17 protein-coding genes and 2 tRNA genes are annotated in these 18,564 nt (G+C 73.6%); 15 read left to right on the top strand and 4 right to left on the bottom strand.

Annotated elements, in window-relative coordinates; all coding sequences use genetic code 11:
- Positions 1–6 precede the first annotated feature (6 nt).
- The 5 genes from ACFW3D_RS07595 (at position 7) to ACFW3D_RS07615 (ending at position 4,442) form a co-directional block, all read left to right on the top strand.
- Positions 7–726: a DUF3566 domain-containing protein gene (locus ACFW3D_RS07595; protein WP_500502503.1), complete on the top strand. Its 720-nt coding sequence runs from the start codon at positions 7–9 to the stop codon at positions 724–726.
- A 53-nt stretch (positions 727–779) separates the two neighbouring features.
- Positions 780–853: transfer RNA gene (locus ACFW3D_RS07600), tRNA-Ile, on the top strand.
- A gap of 155 nt (positions 854–1,008) precedes the next feature.
- The gene (locus ACFW3D_RS07605) at positions 1,009–1,149 is read left to right on the top strand and encodes a DLW-39 family protein (RefSeq protein ID WP_018559211.1); all 141 of its coding nucleotides are present in this window, start codon (positions 1,009–1,011) and stop codon (positions 1,147–1,149) included.
- A gap of 165 nt (positions 1,150–1,314) precedes the next feature.
- Complete coding sequence (locus ACFW3D_RS07610) at positions 1,315–3,207, top strand: vWA domain-containing protein (protein WP_500502505.1); 1,893 nt, start codon at positions 1,315–1,317, stop codon at positions 3,205–3,207.
- Positions 3,204–4,442: a hypothetical protein gene (locus ACFW3D_RS07615; protein ID WP_500502507.1), complete on the top strand. Its 1,239-nt coding sequence runs from the start codon at positions 3,204–3,206 to the stop codon at positions 4,440–4,442. Before ACFW3D_RS07610 ends, ACFW3D_RS07615 begins: the two co-directional genes overlap by 4 nt.
- Here ACFW3D_RS07615 and ACFW3D_RS07620 read toward each other — a convergent pair.
- Complete coding sequence (locus ACFW3D_RS07620; protein ID WP_500502509.1) at positions 4,428–5,669, bottom strand: serine/threonine-protein kinase; 1,242 nt, start codon at positions 5,667–5,669, stop codon at positions 4,428–4,430. The two genes, ACFW3D_RS07615 and ACFW3D_RS07620, sit on opposite strands and share 15 nt — an antisense overlap.
- Positions 5,662–6,228 (bottom strand): helix-turn-helix domain-containing protein, encoded by a 567-nt coding sequence (locus tag ACFW3D_RS07625; protein WP_500502511.1) that lies wholly within the window; start codon positions 6,226–6,228, stop codon positions 5,662–5,664. The genes ACFW3D_RS07620 and ACFW3D_RS07625 overlap by 8 nt, the downstream gene beginning before the upstream one ends.
- Before the next feature lie 111 nt (positions 6,229–6,339).
- Between ACFW3D_RS07625 and ACFW3D_RS07630 the strand changes: the two genes are divergently transcribed.
- The 3 genes from ACFW3D_RS07630 to ACFW3D_RS07640 all read left to right on the top strand — a co-directional run bounded on the left by ACFW3D_RS07630 (position 6,340) and on the right by ACFW3D_RS07640 (position 11,542).
- Positions 6,340–6,412, top strand: a tRNA-Ala gene (locus ACFW3D_RS07630).
- Positions 6,413–6,509: 97 nt separating this feature from the next.
- Positions 6,510–9,884, top strand: coding sequence for an AfsR/SARP family transcriptional regulator (locus tag ACFW3D_RS07635; RefSeq protein ID WP_500502513.1), 3,375 nt, complete (start codon positions 6,510–6,512; stop codon positions 9,882–9,884).
- Positions 9,885–9,940: 56 nt separating this feature from the next.
- Positions 9,941–11,542: an MFS transporter gene (locus tag ACFW3D_RS07640; RefSeq protein ID WP_500502515.1), complete on the top strand. Its 1,602-nt coding sequence runs from the start codon at positions 9,941–9,943 to the stop codon at positions 11,540–11,542.
- 99 nt (positions 11,543–11,641) lie between these two features.
- Here the strand turns inward: ACFW3D_RS07640 and ACFW3D_RS07645 are convergent, their stop codons facing one another.
- On the bottom strand, positions 11,642–12,409 hold the full coding sequence (locus tag ACFW3D_RS07645) for a DUF5324 family protein (protein ID WP_500502517.1): 768 nt from the start codon (positions 12,407–12,409) through the stop codon (positions 11,642–11,644).
- Positions 12,410–12,627: 218 nt separating this feature from the next.
- On the opposite strand from ACFW3D_RS07645, the gene ACFW3D_RS07650 reads away from it, so the two are divergent.
- The gene (locus ACFW3D_RS07650) at positions 12,628–13,155 is read left to right on the top strand and encodes a peptidylprolyl isomerase (RefSeq protein ID WP_500502551.1); all 528 of its coding nucleotides are present in this window, start codon (positions 12,628–12,630) and stop codon (positions 13,153–13,155) included.
- A gap of 71 nt (positions 13,156–13,226) precedes the next feature.
- Entirely contained in the window at positions 13,227–14,081 is an 855-nt protein-coding gene (locus ACFW3D_RS07655) for a rhomboid family intramembrane serine protease (RefSeq protein WP_500502519.1), read from the top strand.
- Positions 14,082–14,322: 241 nt separating this feature from the next.
- On the opposite strand, the gene crgA is transcribed toward ACFW3D_RS07655, so the two are convergent.
- On the bottom strand, positions 14,323–14,577 hold the full coding sequence (gene crgA, locus ACFW3D_RS07660; protein ID WP_089229113.1) for a cell division protein CrgA: 255 nt from the start codon (positions 14,575–14,577) through the stop codon (positions 14,323–14,325).
- A gap of 196 nt (positions 14,578–14,773) precedes the next feature.
- Here crgA and ACFW3D_RS07665 point away from each other — a divergent pair, with 196 nt between their 5' ends.
- From ACFW3D_RS07665 to ACFW3D_RS07685, 5 genes are read left to right on the top strand one after another with little or no spacing between them, the layout of a single operon-like run.
- On the top strand, positions 14,774–15,481 hold the full coding sequence (locus ACFW3D_RS07665) for a DUF881 domain-containing protein (RefSeq protein ID WP_500502553.1): 708 nt from the start codon (positions 14,774–14,776) through the stop codon (positions 15,479–15,481).
- A 2-nt stretch (positions 15,482–15,483) separates the two neighbouring features.
- Entirely contained in the window at positions 15,484–16,215 is a 732-nt protein-coding gene (locus ACFW3D_RS07670) for a class E sortase (protein ID WP_500502555.1), read from the top strand.
- Positions 16,216–16,256: 41 nt separating this feature from the next.
- The gene (locus ACFW3D_RS07675) at positions 16,257–16,433 is read left to right on the top strand and encodes a hypothetical protein (protein WP_500502520.1); all 177 of its coding nucleotides are present in this window, start codon (positions 16,257–16,259) and stop codon (positions 16,431–16,433) included.
- Positions 16,430–17,065: an aminodeoxychorismate/anthranilate synthase component II gene (locus ACFW3D_RS07680; protein WP_500502522.1), complete on the top strand. Its 636-nt coding sequence runs from the start codon at positions 16,430–16,432 to the stop codon at positions 17,063–17,065. Before ACFW3D_RS07675 ends, ACFW3D_RS07680 begins: the two co-directional genes overlap by 4 nt.
- Before the next feature lie 4 nt (positions 17,066–17,069).
- Complete coding sequence (locus tag ACFW3D_RS07685; RefSeq protein WP_500502524.1) at positions 17,070–18,545, top strand: class E sortase; 1,476 nt, start codon at positions 17,070–17,072, stop codon at positions 18,543–18,545.
- Positions 18,546–18,564: the final 19 nt, after the last annotated feature.

The following is an 18,564-nucleotide window of genomic DNA, read 5'->3' on the forward strand; positions in this document are numbered from 1 at the left end:
ACAGCCGTGAGTGGAGCCAAGGGCGCCGCGGGTGGGACGGGCGCGGACGGAGGGCAGCCGATGCCGGCCGCCCTGCCGGACGCGATCGGCGGTGCCCCTGGCCCACGTACGGACAACGGCCCGCACCAGGGGGGAATCACCGTGACTGACACCCGTCCAGCGCAGCAGCACCAGCACGCCGTGCACCAGCAGACCTACGGGGGCGCGCCCGGCGCCCCGGTCGCGGAGCAGCCGCAGCAGCCCGCGCAGCAGCCGCAGGGCCCGCACCAGCCCCCGCAGGCGTACGCGCCCCCGGCCGGGCCCCCCGCTACGGCCGGCGTCCGCCAGCCGCGTCCGGCGGCCCGCACCGTCCCGCGTACCCGCAAGGCGCGGTTGCGGGTGGCGAAGGCCGACCCGTGGTCGGTGATGAAGGTCAGCTTCCTGCTCTCCATCGCGCTGGGCATCTGCACGGTCATCGCGGTTGCGGTGCTGTGGATGGTGATGGACGCCATCGGCGTCTTCACCACCGTCGGCGGCACCCTCAGCGAGGCCACCTCGTCCGGATCGGACGGTGGCTTCGACCTGGTGTCGTTCCTGTCGTTGTCGCGGGTGCTGACCTTCACCGCGGTCATCGCGGTGATCGACGTCGTGCTGGCCACGGCGCTGGCCACGCTCGGCGCCTTCATCTACAACATGTCGGCCGGCATGGTGGGCGGAATCGAGCTGACGCTCGCGGAGGACGAGTAACCGATTTTGGGCCACGGCCCCGTGTGCGCTAATCTTTCAACGCAACGCAGCGCGGGGCTATAGCTCAGACGGTTAGAGCGCTTCCCTGATAAGGAAGAGGCCACAGGTTCAAGTCCTGTTAGCCCCACCGCGTGAACGGCCCGTACGGATCATCCGTACGGGCCGTTTCCTTGTCCGCGTCGGCGGAGTTGGTTCCGGTGGCAGGTCACCGTTCGATATCGACCGGTGTGTATAGTCGGGCCCGTCGGAGGACCCCCAACGCAAGAAGGACGAGGTCGCGCGGTGAAGAAGTTTCTCCTGGTCGCACTGGCCGCCATCGGCGGTCTCCTCGTGTACCGCCAGATTCAGGCGGACCGCGCCGAGCAGGACCTGTGGACGGAGGCCACGGATTCCGTTCCGGCGGGTTCCGGCGCGAGCGTCTGAGACGGCACACCCCGGACGAAGGATTCCCGGAGCCCCGATCACGATGTGGTCGGGGCTCCGTCATGCCCGCGCCGTTGTTGCCCGACCGTGACGCGATCCGCTTGTATTTGCTGTCGCAAATCAATAGCTTCGCTGAGGCCGACGATGTGCGAGGGGGAACAGCACATGCGACGAGGGAAGGCGCTGCCACGCGGGCCGGTGCGGCCCCTGCGGGCGGCCGTGTGCGGGCTCGCGGTGCTGGGCGCCCTGCTGGGCCCGGCCGGGACGGCACGGGCCGCCACCGCCGAGGACCGCGACGGGCTGGTGATGGTGCTGGACTCCTCCGGCTCCATGGCGGGCGAGCGCATGACGGCGGCCAGGGAGGCCGTCGGCGCCGTCGTGGACGCGCTGCCGGACGGCTACCCGACGGGACTGCGGGTCTACGGCGCGGGCAAGGAGCACGGCTGCGACGACACCCGGCTGCTGGAGCCCGTGCGGCCACTGGACCGGGACGCCCTGAAGCGGGCCGTGGCCGGTGTGCGGCCCAAGGGGGACACCCCCATCGGGCTGTCACTTGAGAAAGCGGCCGCCGACCTGCCCGAGGGCGGCCGGCGGACGATCGTGCTGGTCTCCGACGGCGAGGACACCTGCGGGGCACCCGAGCCCTGCGAGGTGGCGGCACGGCTGGCCGGGCAGGGCGTTGACCTGCGGATCGACACCATCGGCTTCCAGGTGCGGGGTGGCGCCCGCGAGCAGCTGGAGTGCATCGCCGGGGCGGGGCACGGCAGCTACCACGACGCCCCCGACGCGGCCTCCCTCGCGCGGCAGTTGACGCGGGCCTCCCGGCTCGGCGCGGATGCCTACCGCCTCCAGGGCCGGCGGGTGACCGGCGGGACGCGCGCCGCCGGTGCCCCGGGGCTGTCCCCCGGCCAGTACGTCGACGACATCGGACCCGGTGAGACCCGCTGGTACGGGGTGGACCTGGACGCGGCCTCCACGGCCGACCTGGCGGTGACCGCGGTGCCGCGGCCGGGGGTGCGGGCCGCGTACGGGGACGGCGTCGAGCTGCGGCTGGCGTCCGGCACCGGCGCGTACCCCCTCACCTGCGGCTCGGACTCCGCGCACTTCGGGCAGGACGAGGGCGCGATGGTGATCGCCGGCGCCGTCAGCCGCATCCCCGGCGACGACCGGGACGGCCCCTGCGACAAGGCAGGGCGCTACGTGCTCTCCGTGCACCGCACCAGCGCCGCCGGATCCGACCGGGCCCGCTGGCCCCTGGAGCTGTTCTACGGCGCCGAGCGGCCGTTCGAGGCCGGCGCCACCCCGGCACCGGCCGCCACCCGCTACGGGGACCCTCCGGTGGCCCTGACGGGCGCACCACGGGACGTCGAGGGCGGTACGGGGTTCAACGACGCGCGCAGGCTCGGCAAGGGCATCTGGCGGGACACGTTGCTGCCCGGCCAGACGCGCTTCTACAAGGTGCGGGTCGGCTGGGGACAACGCCTGACGTACTCCGCCGACTTCGCCAACGAACCGCTTCTGCGGGGCGGTTCCACGGCCTCGTCCTTCGTCGCGACGGCCGCGTACGGACCGGGGCGGCAGCCGCTCGGCGATGCCTCGGGGGCTTCGCAACGCCGCGGCTACTACGGCCGGCCGCTGTCCGTGGGGCTCGGCACGGTGCCGGTGACGTGGACCAACCGCTGGGTCGCCGCAGGCGGCGCCCGGGGCGCCCGCACGGCGGGCGAGCACTACGTCGCCGTGTCGCTGGGGCCGGGCGCCGCGGAGCTGGCGCGGAACGCGGCGGTGCGGGTCGTGCTGCGCGTGGACGTGACGGGGACGGAGCTGGCCGGGCCGGAGTACGCGGCGCCCGCGCGCGCCGAGGCTTCTGCCGCCCGCCGCGGCGAGGGCGAACGGGCGGCCGCCGGAGCCACGTACCCGTCCGCGGCGGGCGCCCCCGCGGACGGAGGAGGCTTCATGACGGCGGGCGACGCGGTCGCGGCGGCCGCGGGAGGCGCGGTGGCGCTCGCCGGGGTCGGGACGGTGGTCCTGCTGGGCCGCAGGCGGAGGGACGGGGCATGATCGGCAGGGCACTCACATCGGTGGCGGCGGCGCTCGCGCTGCTGGCGGGCGCGGCGGGAGCGGCGGTCGCCGACCCGGCCGTCCCCTCCTGGCAGCCGCAGGGCGAGCAGGTACGGGGCCGGGCGAGCACCGCGGACGCCCCGCAGCTCACGCCCGGTGTCCTCTACCGGGACACCCTGACGGCGGACGAGGGCGGCAAGAACTACGCCCTGGACCTGGACGCCGCGCACTCGTCCTACCTCGCCGTCTTCGCGCTCCCCCGCCCTGGCACCGAGGTGGCGTACGGGGACGGCATCGAGCTGACGCTGACCAGCACCGACGGCACCCGCTGCGACAGCGGCCGGCGGACGTTCTCCGACGACGGGGCGGCCCGGCCGATCGGCACCTGGGTCGAGCGCACCATCGGCGGGGACGGGCCGTGCCAGGAGGCGCACGCCTACGTCCTGGAGGTCACCCGCACGTCGCAGGGCACCTCGGATGCCGCGCCCTGGCCGCTGCAGATCCGCCTCACCAACGAGCCCGGGCTCACCCGCGGTGCCACGCCGGGCCCCGCCCTCAGCCCCGGCACGCAGACTCCGGTGCCCGCGAGGGGCACCGCCCGCGACGCCACCGGCGGCGCGGACCTCGTCCACGCCGGGACCCTCGGCACCGGAGTCTGGAAGGACGAGGTGCTGCCCGGTCGGACGCGGTTCTACCGGGTGCCCGTCGGCTGGGGTCAACAGGCATGGGTCGCGGCCGACTTCGCGAACGCGGACGTGACGAAGCCCGGCGGCTACAGCGGCTCGGGCCTGCGCGTCGAGGTCTACAACCCGCGCTGGGCCTTCATCGGCACCGACACGGCCTCCTACTCGGGCGAACAGGCCTCCGTCACCGCCACGACCGGGAGGGTCGCCTACGCCAACCGCTACGAGAGCGGCAACGCCGTGTCGGCGGCCCGTTTCGACGGCTTCTACTACCTGGCGGTGTCGGTGCACCCGGAGGTCGCGGGCTTTGTCGACGGCGCCGTCCCGGTCACCCTGCGGGTCGGCGTCGAGGGCACCGCACAGGCCGGTCCGTCGTACGACGGCGACCCCGGCGAGGACCTTGGCCTGCCCGGGGAGCCCGGCTCCGGGAACCCGGTGCTGCGCACCCTCGGCTTCGCGGCGCTGGGGGCGGGAACCGTGCTGCTGCTGTCGCTGGCGGTCTGGACGGTGGCCGCGCGGCGCGGGCCCGCCGCGGTCTCAGGAGGTCGCTGACAGCGCCCAGAAGCCGAAGGCCAGGCAGAGGGCCGCGACGAGCAGCATCGGCACGACGACCTTGGCGGGAGGGCCGGGGCGGTGCTCGGGTGCAGGCGCTGCGGCGTGGGCGGCGGGCACGGCCGGGGCGACGGCCGGCGGCGGCAGCGGCGGAGCCAGGGGTGCGGCAGGCGCGGCCACCGGGGCGGCGGCACCCGTCACGGTGCCCGTGTACGGACGTGTCGGCGACGGGGTGACCGGTGCCTGCGTCGGCGGGGTGGGCGGCGTCGGGGCCGTCGCGGGCGGCCGAGGGGCGGGTGCCGGCGGGCTCAGGCGGAAACTCCCGGTCTCCTCCACGGACGGCGCGGGGTCGAGCGGGCCGTCGGGGGAGAAGCCCGCCGGCAGCGGCCCGATCTGGTCGAAGACCTCGACGGCCTCCTCGTCCGGCTCCTCGTCCGGCAGCAGTTCCACCGCCGCCGCCAGGGCCTTGCGGGCACCCGCGGCGGTGCGGAAGCGGGCCTCCGGGTCCGGCTGCAGCAGGGTGCCGATCACCTCCCACAGCGGGCCGGGGACTCCCTGCGGGGCCCGGGGCATGCCCTGGACGTACTGGGTGACGATCGCCTCCGCGTCGGGCTTGCTGCCGCTGAGCAGGTAGAGGGCGACCAGCCCGGTCGCGTACAGGTCGGCGGGGAAGTCCGGCTCGGCGCCGAGCAGCTGCTCCGGGGCGAAGTAACCCGGAGTGCCCACCACGTAGTTCGCGGCGGTGAGCCGGGGCTCCCCCTTGCGCATGGCGATGCCGAAGTCCGACAGCCGCAGGTGCGGGCGTCCGGTGCCGGTTGCCTCCATCAGGAGGTTCGCGGGCTTGATGTCCCGGTGCACCACGCCCTCGGCGTGCACGGCCGTCAGGCCGGACAGCAACTGGTCCAGCAGAGCGCCGACGTAGCGCGCCGGGAGCGGGCCGTAGTCGCCGATGAGGTGCGAGAGCGAGCCGCCGCGCACCAGGTCCATGGTGAACAGCACCTTGTCGTCGTCGGCCGCCCAGCTCGTGGGGGCGAGGACGTGCGGGTGGTCGATGCGCAGCGCCTGCTCCCGTACGAAGCGCAGCAGGGCGTGGGCGTCGCTCTGCAGCAGTACCTTGGCCGCCACGTAGCGGCCGCGCCGCCGGTCCCAGGCGCGCCACACCGCGCCCACCCCGCCGCGTCCGACCGGATCGACCAGTTCGTACCGGCCCGCGAACACCTCACCCATGGCGTGCGTCTGCCCCCTGCTTCCGCGCCTCGTAGTCCCGCACCGCCGCGTCGGCCGGTCCGGCACCGTACACCCTGAGGAACTCTGCCAGTTGGGGATGGCGGTGGGCGAGGGAGCCGGCCGCCTCGGCGATCTCGGCGGGCGAGGCCACCGCGTGCAGCAGCGCGCGGACCTCGTGCACGACCCTGCGTGCGGGCGGCAGCGGCGCTCCGGCGACGCCCTGGGTGGTGCCGAGCAGGGGCGAGCCCTCGGATCCGCGGATCTCCTCCATCCGCGGTACGGCGTCCGCCGCGCTCACCGCTCCGCCGGACACCTCCGCGGCGAGCTCCTGCAGCGCCTGGAGCCGCTGCACGACCGCGGGGTTGCCGATCTTCGCGCGCTGTCCGCTCATCAGCTGGGACAGCATCGGCGCCGACAGCCCGAGGACCCCCGCCAGCCGCGCCTGGTTCAGCCCCAGGGTCTCCATGAGGCGGCGGAACAGCACGCCGAGCGGCTCGCCGTACCAGGTGCGCTGCATGTCCTGGACGCGGGTGGTGGCGTCCGGCTGCGAGGTGTCCATTGCGGGCTCCTGACGGGGGACCTTTGCGGCCGCGAACTTGCCCGTCATCCTACGGACCCCCGATACTCGGTCGGTGATCCTCTCCGCAGCCGGTACGCTGGTCTGCGGCACGGGGCCTTAGCTCAGTTGGTAGAGCGCCGTCTTTGCATGGCGGATGTCAGGGGTTCGACTCCCCTAGGCTCCACACCGTCCGACCGGGCCGGGAACCTCATCGAGGTCCCGGCCTGTCGTGTACCCGGGGGCCGGTGCCGGCCGCGGACCCGTGCGGCAGAATCGGCGGCGTGCGTTTCGGCATTCTGGGGGAGACGAGAGCGCTGCGGGACGACGGGGGCACCGCCGCCGTCGGAGGCCCGGGCCGGCGCGCGCTGCTGGCGATGCTGCTGCTGGAGGCCGGCCGGATCGTCAGCACCGAGCGGCTGATCGACGGGCTGTACGGGGACGAGCCGCCGACAGGGGTCGGCAATGCGCTCCAGTCCCAGGTCTCGCGGCTGCGCGCGGCGGTCGGTGTGCCGATCGAGCGTCCTCCCGGGGGCTACCGGCTGATGGTCGCCCGGGACGAGGTGGACGTGCACCGCTTCGAACGCCTGGCGGCCGAGGGCCGGGAGGCGCTGGCCGCCGGTGAACCCCGGGAGGCGGCGGGCCTGCTGCGCGGCGCGCTGGACCTGTGGCGCGGTTCCGCCCTGGCGGACGTGGGCGACGCCCCCTTCGCCCGGGCGCAGGTGACACGGCTGGAGGAACTGCGGATCGCCGCGGTGGAGGACCGCATCGCGGCCGAACTGGCGCTGGACGCCCGGCACCACCGGGAACTCGTCGCCGAGCTGCAGGAGCTGGTCGCCCGCTACCCGCTGCGGGAACGGCTGCGCGCCCAGTTGATGCGGGCGCTGTACAGCTGCGGCCGTCAGTCCGAGGCACTGCGGGTGTACGAGGACGCGCGGTGCGAGCTCGCCGAGTCCCTGGGCGCGGACCCCGGACCGGAGCTGGCGGAAGCGCATCTGGCGGTGCTGCGCGGTGAAGCGGGGTCCCTGCGTACCGCCCCGTCTGCCGTTTCAGGAGACGCCGGGGCTGCGTCGGATACCCGGTCTTGGGGTGTTTCACGTGAAACATCGTCCGCGGGGGACCCGCCCGCGCCCCTGCTTCGGCACGGCCTGCCCGCCCAGCTGACCAGCTTCATCGGCCGTGAGGAGGAGCTGTCGCGGATCGGTGCCCGGCTCGCCGACGCCCGGCTGGTCACCCTGATCGGCCCGGGCGGTGCGGGTAAGACCCGTATCGCGGTGGAGGCGGCCGGGCGGCATACGGGAGAGGTCTGCTTCGTGGACCTCTCGGGGCTGACCCACGGCTCCGAGGTGCCGCAGGCCATCGCCGGGGCCCTCGGGCTGCGGGAGACCGGGCTGCTCCCCGGGGCTGCCGGCCGCGAGGGCGGAGCCCCGGAGGGCTCGCCGCTCGCCCGACTCACGGCCGCGCTGACCGACCGGGACCTGCTGCTGGTGCTGGACAACTGCGAGCACCTGGTCGCCGACGTCGCCCGCATCACCGCGGAGCTGCTGGCCGCCTGTCCGCGGGTGCGGGTCCTGGCGACCACCCGGGAGGCGCTCGGTGTCAACGGCGAGACGCTCTGTCCGCTGGAACCGCTGCCCCTGCCGGCGCCGGGCGCGCCGGAGGAGGACGTGCTCGGCTCCCCCGCCGTCCGGTTGTTCCTGGCACGGGCCGCCGCCGTGAGCCCGTCCGGCCGGATGCCCGACGCCGAGGCCGCCGCCCGGATCTGCCGGGCGCTGGACGGCGTTCCGCTCGCCATCGAGCTGGCCGCCGCCCGGCTGCGGTCGCTGTCGGCCGCCGACATCGCCGCCCGGCTGGGGGACGTGCTCGCCGGGCCGGACGACCGCTTCCGGTTGCTCTCCCGGGGAAGCCGCACCGCCCAGCCGCGCCAGCGGACCCTGCGCGGCGTCGTGGACTGGAGCTGGGAGCTGCTGCCCGAGGACGAACGCACCGTGCTGCGCCGCGCCTCCGTCTTCGCCGGGGGCTGGACCCTGGAGGCCGCCGAGGCGATCTGCGCGGGAACCGCGGCCGGTCCGGCGGGCGGTGACACCATCGCCGCCGAGGACATGCTCGACCTGCTCGCCTCCCTCGCCGACAAGTCGCTGGTGGTGGTGGACCGCCCCGACGGAGACCGGGACGGTGACGGCGAAGGTGCCGGCGAAGGTGCCGGCGGGGTCCGCTACCGACTGCTCCAGACGATCCGGGCGTACGCCGCCGAACGCCTCACGGAGACGGGTGAGTCGGAGGCACTGCGCGGCGCGCACGCCGCGTACTTCCTCGACCTGGCGCTGACCGCCGACCCGTGGCTGCGCCGGGCCGAACAGCTGCGGTGGCTGCGCCGGCTCGCCGCCGACCACGACAACCTGCACGCCGCGCTGCGCGGTTCGGTGGCCGCGGGCGACACCGCCCTGGCGCTGCGGCTGCTCGCCGCCCTGTGCACGTACTGGATGCTGCGCGGCATGCGGTACGAGGGCGCCCGGCCCGCCCGTGAGCTGCTGGCGGAGACCGGGCCCGGCGCGCCGCCGGGGCTGGCGGAGGAGTACGCGCTGTGCGTGATCACCGCCGCCTCCGTCACCGCCGACCAGGCCGAACTCGCCGTCCACCTGGCGGCCGCGACGGACGTCGTCGCCGGGCTCGGCGGGATGGCCCGTCGCCACCCCGTGCTCAACCTGCTCTGGGCGCCCTTCGCCGGGGTGCCGGATGACGAGACCTACGCCCGGTACGCGGAGCGCTCGACGAGCCTCGTGGAGCCCTGGCAGCAGGCGCTGGTCCACGTCGGCTCGGGGTTCCACGCGTGGATGGTCGGCGGTGACATAGCGGCGGCCGACACGGAGTTCGGCCTGGCCCTCGCCGGGTTCCGCGCCCTGGGCGACCGCTGGGGGACCACGATGGCCCTCACCCAGCTCGCCTGGCTCTCCGGTGCCCGCGGTGACGTGGCGCGGGCCGTGGGGCTGATCGACGAGGCGCTCGGCCATGCCGCCGAACTGGGTGCCACCGAGAGCGTCGCCGAACTGCTCGGCGAGCGCGGCCGGTGCGGTCTGCGGGCCGGACGGTACGCGCAGGCCCGGGCCGACTTCACGCGCGCCCTGGAGCTCGCCCGCGGCTGCGGCGCCCGGGAGATGTTCGCCGGGGCGCACCTGGGCCTCGGCGAGTGCGCCCGGCTGACCGGCGACCTCGCCGAGGCACGGCGGCTGTCGGGGCTTGCCCTGTCCGAGTCCCTGGACGGCTGGTACACGGGCGAGAGCGCCCGCGCCGAGGCACACATCGCCCTGGGCAGGATCGCCCTGGAGCAGGGCGACACCGCCGCCGCCCGCGGGCACTTCCACGAGGCCGCCGACGTGGAGCACGGGGCCCGTGACCTGCCGCTCGCGGCGAACCTCGCCGACGCCTTCGCGGGGCTCGCGCTCGCCGAGGGGGACCTCGAGCGGGCCGCCGAACTCCTGGGCGTGGGACGGGCGCTGCGCGGCCCGGAGGTGCCGGCCGGTCCCGACGCCGCCGGCACCGAGGACGCCGTACGGACCGCCCTCGGCGCTCCGGCCCACGACGTGGCGCGGGCGCGCGGTGCGGGGCTTCCCGCCGACGGGGCGCTGCGGGCGCTGACCGTGCTGACCGGGCACCCGTAGCCGTCGGTCAGCGCGCGGTGCGCGGCCGGTCAGCGCCCGCGCGCACCGTGTCGGGCATGACGAAATCCGCAAGCACCCACGACGCCGCGGCCATGGTCCCCGCGGCCCCCACCCGCCACCGGTGGGCCGCACTCGCCGTCTGCTGCCTGGCCGCCATGCTCCTCGGCATCGACAACAGCGTGCTCAACTACGCCATCCCCTCGCTGCTGAAGGACATGGGCCCGTCCGGCACCGAGATCCTGTGGATCTCCGACGTCTACGGCTTCGCCATGGGCGGCCTGCTGGTCGTCATGGGCAACCTCGGCGACCGGCTCGGCCGCAAGCGCATGATGCTGCTGGGCGCCGCCGCCTTCGGCGTGGTGTCGCTGCTCACCGCCTACGCCCCCACCCCCGGGGCGCTGATCGCCGGCCGCGCGCTGCTCGGCGTCGCCGGGGCGGCTATGGTCCCCTCCACGCTCTCCGTCGTGCGCCACGCCTTCACCGATCCCAGGGAACGCACCACGGCGATCGGGATCAGCAGCGGCATCGCCGCCGCGAGCTTCGCGCTCGGCCCGGTGGTCGGCGGTCTGCTGCTGGACCACTTCTGGTGGGGCTCGGTCTTCCTGATCAACGTTCCGCTCATGGCCGTCGTCCTGGTGGCCGGCGTGCTGGTGCTGCCGGAGTCCCGCAACCCGCGGCCGGGCCGGCTGGACTGGATCGGCGTGCCGCTGTCGGTCGTCGGTGTCCTGGGCGCCGTCTACGCCGTCAAGGAGGGCTTTCGGGACGGCGCGGACCATGCGCCGGTGTGGATCGCCGCCGCGACCGCGACGGTGGCGCTGGTGCTGTTCGCCCGCCGCCAGGTGCGTGCCGAGGAGCCCCTGATCGACCTGCGGCTGTTCCGCGACCCCGCTTTCAGCGGCGCGGTCGGCGCCAACCTGGTCATGATCTTCGCCTCGTCCACGCTGTCGCTCGCCTTCTCCCTGTACTTCCAGGTCGTCCGCGGCTGGTCGCCCTTCACCGCGGGGCTGGCGCTGCTCCCCGGCCCGCTGGCCGCCGCCTTCGCCGCTCCGCTGGCCACCGCGCTGATCCCGCGGCTCGGCCGGGCGCGGGTGGTGGCCCTCGGGCTCGTGCTGCTGGCCGCGAGCACCGCGGCGCTCGGCTCGCTCTCCTCGCCGGGGACGCCGTACTGGGAGCTGCTGGCGCCGCTGGTCGCCAACGGCGCGGGCATCATCCTGATCGTCTCCGTCACCAACGACACGATCCTGGCCAGCGCCCCCAAGGAGCGGACGGGGGCGGCCGCCGCCGTCTCGGAGACCGCCATGGAGATGGGCGGCTCGCTGGGCATCGCGGTGCTCGGCTCGCTGCTCGGCGCTGTCTACCGCGATGCCCTCGCCCTGCCCGCGGGGCTGCCGGCGGGCGCCGTGGACGCCGCCCGGGAGTCGGTCGGCGGGGCGGTGGAGGCGGCCGCACGGGTGCCGGGCGCGGACGGGGCCGCGCTGCTGGCGGCGGCGGAGGACGCCTTCTGCCACAGCGTCCAGGTCACCACCGTGGTGGGCGCCGTACTGCTCGCCGCCGGCGCCGTCGCGGCGCTGTACACCCTGCGCGGGGTGCCCGCGGAGATTCCCGACCCGGAGGCCGAGGAGGAGCCCCTGCCGCTGCCCGCGCCGTCCGGGCGGTGACCGACCCGCGTACCGCAGGAGGGCGGCGGACCCCGTCACGGGGTCCGCCGCCCCCCTGTCCGCCGTGGCACACCGCCACGGGTGTCCGGGGCCGTCAGGTCACGGGTAGGTGTCACCGCGGTCGCGACGGTCGTCGGAGTCCGCCTCCGCCTGCTTGGCCTGCACCTCGGGGTCGAGGGCGTCGACCGGCGAGCCGTCGACCTTGCCGAACGAGCCGTCGGTCCCGACGCCGCCGTTGAGGGAAGCGCGGTCGGCGACTTCGGTGGCCGGGGCGGGCTCCACCAGCCAGTCGGGGTTGGTCTGCTTGCTCCACCACTTCCAGGCGGCGAAGCCCGCCCCGGCGATCAGGCCCGCCAGCAGCAGGCCCTTGGCGAACCGCCCGTTGCGGGCCCGGCGCTCACGCCGGCGCTCCAGCTTGCGGATGTCGTCCGCCGTGACGTGGCTGCGCAGCACGGCGACGGCGGCGGCGCTGCGGGCGGCCGCCTCCTCCGCGGCCGGGGCCGCGACGCTGCGCACGGTGGTCATCGCCTGGCCCACCCGCGGGCCCGTGAACTCCGCCGCCTGACGGGCGGTGTCACGGGTGCGCCGGGCGGCGGTGCCCATCTTCTGCTGGACGCCCGGCGGCACCGCCGCCAGGGCCTGGTCGACGCGCGCCGCCAGGTGCGCGTCGTACTGCGTGCGGGCCGCCGCGCGGGCCTGCCGCCCGGCCGCCGACACCCGCGGTGCCAGGTAGATCCTGGCCTCGTCCGCGTAGTGCACGGCGTTGACCCTGGCTGTGTCGGCATACGGCGCCACCACGTCCGCGGCGTGCCGCACGCTGTCCCTCGTCCTCTCGGCTGCGTCGCGCACGCTGTCGATGCGGGTCACGAGAACCTCCTCCTCGGTGGCGTTCGGTTTTCGCCTTTCCACCCGGTTTGAAATCATGCCCGGCGCCGCTGGGTACGGCATGTGCGTACGGGCATCCGGGTCAAGGGGAGCCGTCACCGACGATGCCACCGGATGACCTGCGGCGCGACAGTTGCGTGCGGGAAGCCGCGGCGTGCAAGGATTTGTCCCTGTCATTGAGGACTATGGAAGGTAAGACCGTGGCCGAGCAGCTCTACGCCACCCTGAAGACCAGCCACGGGGACATCACCGTCCGGTTGCTGCCGAACCACGCGCCGAAGACGGTCAAGAACTTCGTCGAGCTCGCCGAAGGCAGCCGTGAGTGGACGGACCCCCACACCGGTGCGACCTCCCACGAGCGCCTCTACGACGGCACGGTCTTCCACCGGGTGATCTCCGGCTTCATGGTCCAGGGCGGCGACCCGCTGGGCAACGGCACCGGCGGCCCCGGCTACCAGTTCCCCGACGAGTTCCACCCGGACCTGGCCTTCACCAAGCCCTACCTCCTGGCCATGGCGAACGCCGGCCCGGGCACCAACGGCTCGCAGTTCTTCATCACGGTCGCGCCGACCGCGTGGCTCACCCGCAAGCACACCATCTTCGGCGAGGTCACGGACCCCGCCAGCCAGAAGGTCGTGGACTCCATCGCGACCACCCCGACCAATCCGCGTACCGAGCGGCCGCTGGAGGACGTCGTGATCCAGAGCGTCGTGATCGAGCGTCGCTAGGGTCCCGGGAACCCGAACGCCCCGCCCGTGCGTATGACGGGCGGGGCGATTCCGCTGCGAAGGGCTGAGACATGACCGACCAGGCCGTCCGCTGCTACCGGCACCCGGACCGGGAGACCGGGATCCGCTGCTCCCGCTGCGAGCGGCCGATCTGCCCGGAGTGCATGATCAACGCGTCGGTCGGCTTCCACTGCCCGGAGTGCGTGCGCGAGGGCAGACGTGCGGCCCAGGCCGCCGAGCCCCGCACGGTGGCGGGCGGCTCGGTCGGCGGCGACCCCCGGCTGGTCACCAAGATCCTGATCGGGCTGAACCTGCTGGTCTTCCTGCTCGCCAGGGTCGAGGGCGGGCCTTTCGTCACCGCGCTGGGGCTCTTCACCCCGTGCTACGTCCCCGACAGCGTGCAGTGCGGTGTGGCGGGCGGTCCGGACGAGTGGTACCGGCTGGTGAGCTCGATGTTCCTCCACGAGGAGTTCGCGCACATCGCCTTCAACATGCTCTCGCTGTGGTGGATCGGCGGGCCGCTGGAGACGCTGCTCGGCAGGGCCCGCTACACCGCGCTCTACCTGATCGCGGGGCTGGGAGGCAGCGCGCTGGTGGTGCTGCTGGCCCCGGACACGCTGACCCTGGGCGCCTCGGGCGCGATCTACGGGCTCTTCGGCGCGACGGCCGTCTTCGTGAAGCGGCTGCGGATGGACATGCGCCCGGTCCTGATCCTGCTGGGGCTGAACCTGCTGTTCACCTTCACCTGGGGAGGCATCAGCTGGGAGGCGCACATCGGCGGTCTCGTCACCGGTGTGATCATCGCCGTCGCGATGGCGTACGCGCCGCGCTCGCGCCGGGCGCTGGTCCAGTGGGGGACGTGCCTGGCGATGCTGCTCGCCGTGGCGGTCACGGTGTGGGCCGGGGTCGCGAATATCTCCGCCTAGGCCGTAACGCGCACCGTTGATCAGACGTTATCCACAGAGAGGCGGAAGCCTCCTGTGCATCCTGTGGGCAAGCCCTGCGCGTGCCCGTACACACCGTCTCTGACCTGCAAGATCAACGAAAGACCGGTGGTCCGTACATCGGACCACCGGTCACACCGGTGTCAACCGGCTCGTGGTTATCCACAGATCATGCGACCTTTTCAACACTGTGGATGACGCCTGTGGATAACTGTGCGAGCCGCTACTTCCACTGCGTGGACACGACGAACCCGCCCGCGATGAAGCCGAAGCCGACGGCGATGTTCCAGTTGCCCAGCTGCTCGATCGGGAAGCTGCCCTGCGTCACGTAGAAGACCACGATCCAGGCCAGCCCGACGAGGAACAGGGCCAGCATGAGCGGCGCCACCCAGCCGCGGCCGGACTTCAGCTTTATGGGGGTGGTCTTCTCCGGGGGCGGAGTGAAGTCGGCCTTCTTGCGGATCCGTGACTTCGGCACGAGGGACTCTCCTGTCGATGCGCTGCGTAACCGCGCGTGTGACGTCTGGTGTGAGCGGCCGGACGGCTGGGGGCCCCATGCCTCCGGGCGTCCGTTAGCGTAGTGCTTCCTCGGGTTGGAAGGAGATAAGGCTACGGTGAGCATTCCGGTCGACGTCTCCCCGGGCCGCCGATCCGCCCGGTCTGTGGTGCTTCGTGTGCTCAGCGCGGGGGTGTTCGCCATGGCGGGTCTGCTGTTCTGGATGAGTTTCGACACGGCCAAGGGCCTGGACATCCGCACCGACGACCCGCTGCTGCGCCTGTCGGACCGGGTCCAGGAGAAGAGCCGGCAGAACGAGCAGCTGGAGAACGAGCTCGCCGGGGTGCGCGGGGACGTCGACGGACTCGCCCACACCGACAGCGGCGTCAGCGACGCCGCGCGGGAGCAACTGGCGCGGCTCGGCGTCGAGGCCGGCACCGTCAAGCTCACCGGTCCCGCCGTCTCCGTCACCCTGAACGACGCGCCCCCCGACGCGACCCCGCTCGTCCCGGGCGTGCCGGTCCCGCAGCCGAACGACCTCGTCATCCACCAGCAGGACCTGCAGGCCGTCGTCAACGCCCTCTGGGCGGGCGGCGCCTCCGGCATCAAGGTGATGGACCAGCGGCTGATCTCCACCAGCGCGGTGCGCTGCGTCGGCAACACCCTCATCCTGCAGGGCCGCGTCTACTCCCCGCCGTACACGATCACGGCCGTCGGCGACCGGGAGAAGCTGCACAAGGCGCTCGACGCCAGCCCCGCGATCCAGAACTACCTGCAGTACGTCCAGGCCTACGGGCTCGGCTGGAAGGTCGAGGACGAACGACGGGTGACTCTTCCCGGCTACTCCGGCACAGTGGATCTGCAGTACGCCAAGCCTGTGGGGTGAGCATGCGCCTGGTGGTGCGGACGCTGAGCGAGTTGTGCATCACCGTGGGCGCGTTGATCGTGCTCTTCGTCTGCTACGTGCTGTTCTGGACCGGCGTACGGGCGGACCGCGCGATGGACGGGGAGATCGACCGGCTGCAGGACCGCTGGGCGACCGGGCCGGTCTCCGCGTCGGGCCCGTCCCCCGGGGGCACGGCTGCTTCCTCCCCCTCGGCCTCCGCATCCCGTTCCCCCGCCTCGTCCGCGCCGGCCGCGGCGCCCTACCGGGACGGGACGGCCTTCGCGGTGATGTACGTCCCGAGGCTGGGCCGCTCGTGGCACAAACCGGTGCTGGAGGGGACGGGGACCGGAACCCTGAAGAAGGGCCTGGGCCACTACGCGAACACCGCGCGGCTCGGCGCCGTGGGCAACTTCGCGGTCGCCGGCCACCGCCGCACCTACGGCGACCCGTTCAAGGACTTCCCCAGGCTGCGCAAGGGCGACGAGGTCGTCCTGACCGACGGGCGCACCTGGTACACCTACGAGATCGACCGTGCACCCTACCGCACCGTCCCCACCGACGTCGCTGTGATCGATCCCGTCCCGGAGAAGTCCGGGTACACCGTTCCGGGCCGCTATCTGACCCTGACCACCTGCGATCCCGAGTGGGGCCACAGCCACCGGCTCATCACCTGGGGGCACCTGGAATCCACACAGCCTGTGGAGGACGGTATGCCGGAGGGTTTGTCGGGCTAATCTTGGGCGAGGCACGGCACGGGAAGGCAGGAAGGCGGCGCATGTACGGCTGGATCTGGCGGCATCTGCCGGGCAACGTGTGGGTGAAGGCACTCGTCTCGCTGGTGCTGGTCCTCGCTGCCGTCTACGTGCTGTTCCAGTACGTCTTCCCATGGGCGGAGCCGCTGCTGCCGTTCGGGGACGTGACCGTCGACGAGGGGATGGCGGCCGTCCGATGAGCGCACGCGTCCTCGTCGTGGACAACTACGACAGCTTCGTCTTCAACCTGGTCCAGTACCTCTACCAGCTGGGCGCGGAGTGTGAGGTGCTCCGCAACGACCAGGTGGAGCCGGCCCACGCCCAGGACGGCTTCGACGGCGTCCTGCTCTCCCCCGGGCCCGGTACCCCCGAGGAGGCCGGTGTCTGCGTCGACATGGTGCGCCACTGCGCCGCCACCGACGTCCCGGTCTTCGGCGTCTGCCTCGGACTGCAGTCCATGGCGGTCGCGTACGGCGGCGTGGTGGACCGGGCGCCGGAGCTGCTGCACGGCAAGACCTCCCTGGTGACCCACGAGGGCCGCGGGGTCTTCGCCGGGCTGCCGACGCCGTTCACCGCGACCCGCTACCACTCGCTGGCGGTCGAACGGGACACGGTGCCGGAGGAGTTGGAGATCACCTCCTGGACGGAGAACGGCATCATCATGGGACTGCGGCACCGCAGCGCCCGGGTGGAGGGTGTCCAGTTCCACCCCGAGTCGGTGCTCACCGAATGGGGGCACCGGATGCTCGCCAACTGGCTGGTGGAATGCGGCGACAAGGGAGCCGTCGAGCGTTCCGCGGGCCTCGCGCCCGTGGTCGGAACCAGGGCGTGACTGGGTGACCGCGCATCGGCACTTCGGTGACACCGCCGAATTCGCCGCCGCGGTCGAGCAGTTGGTCGACCCGCTCAACGACCCGCTGCCCGGCACGTCGCGGCGCGCGGCCCGGCCCGCGCAGGAGTCCGGTACGGAGTCCGGTGCGGAACTCGCAACGGAGCCCGCTGCGGAGCCCGCCATGGCGCCGCCCACGACCGCGCAGCCGGTCACGCCCCAGACCGCGGTCCCGGGCCCGCAGTCGTACGAGCAGGGCCTCTACGGGTCCGCGCGGCCCGCCTACGAGCCGCAGCCCGCCGACGCGTGGCCGTCCCGGCCGGTGCCGGCACCGGCACCGGCCCCCACGTCCGTGCCCGGTCCCGAGGAGCCGCCGGAGCCGCGCCGCCGGCACCGGGGGCCGGCCGAGCAGCCGTACGCCGAGGGGGCCCGGGCCGTCCGCCCGCCCCTCACCGACGAGGAGCGCGCCGCCGCGCGCCGCCGGGTCGCGGGCGCGCCCGGCGACACCATGGCGATGCCCGTGGTGACCGATCCCGAGCCCGAACGCGTACGGGACCCGGAGGACCGGGAGCGCGAGGACGCCCCGCAGCCGTCTCCCGACGCCCTGACGCCCGAGGGCGGCGGCCGAGCGGCCCGCCGGAAAGCGGCCCAGGAGGCCGCACGGCGTGGCGGCAGGGGACGGAGGCGTTCCGGTGCCTCCGCGACCTCCCAGGCCGACACAGAGGCCGCCACGGCCCCCATGGCGTCCACTCCGGCCGCGCCCAGGTCCCGCGTGGAGGCCCGGCGGGCCGCGCGCGCGGCCAAGGAGAGCCCCGGGGTGATCGCCAGCCGGGTGGCCGGCGAGGTGTTCATCACCCTGGGCGTGCTGATGCTGCTCTTCGTCACCTACCAGTTGTGGTGGACCAACGTCCTCGCCCACCAGCAGGCGGGCGGTGCCGCCAACAACCTGCAGAAGCAGTGGGAGGGCGAGAAGGGCCCGAACCGCGACCCCGGCGCCTTCACCCCCGGGCAGGGCTTCGCGATCATGTACATCCCCAAGCTGGACGTGAAGGCACCCATCGCCGAGGGCATCGACAAGCACAAGGTGCTCGACAAGGGCATGATCGGCCACTACTCCGGCGAGCTGGAGACGGCCATGCCCTGGGACAAGAAGGGCAACTTCGCCCTCGCCGCGCACCGCAACACCCACGGCGAACCGTTCCGCTACGTCAACAAGCTGGTGGCGGGGGACAAGGTCGTGGTCGAGACCGAGAGCACGTACTACACGTACGAGGTCACGAGCATGCTGCCGTCCACCCCGCCCTCGAACATCTCGGTGATCAAGCCGGTCCCCGTCGGATCGGGCTTCGACAAGCCGGGCCGCTACATCACACTGACCACGTGCACACCGGAGTTCACCAGCAAGTACCGGTTGATCGTCTGGGGCAAGATGGTCGAGGAACGGCCGCGCAGCAAGGGCAAGCCGGACGCCCTGGTCGAGTAGGCCAGGAACGGACGCACAC

Source organism: Streptomyces sp. NPDC058864 (assembly GCF_042742985.1).
Lineage (GTDB): Bacteria > Actinomycetota > Actinomycetes > Streptomycetales > Streptomycetaceae > Actinacidiphila.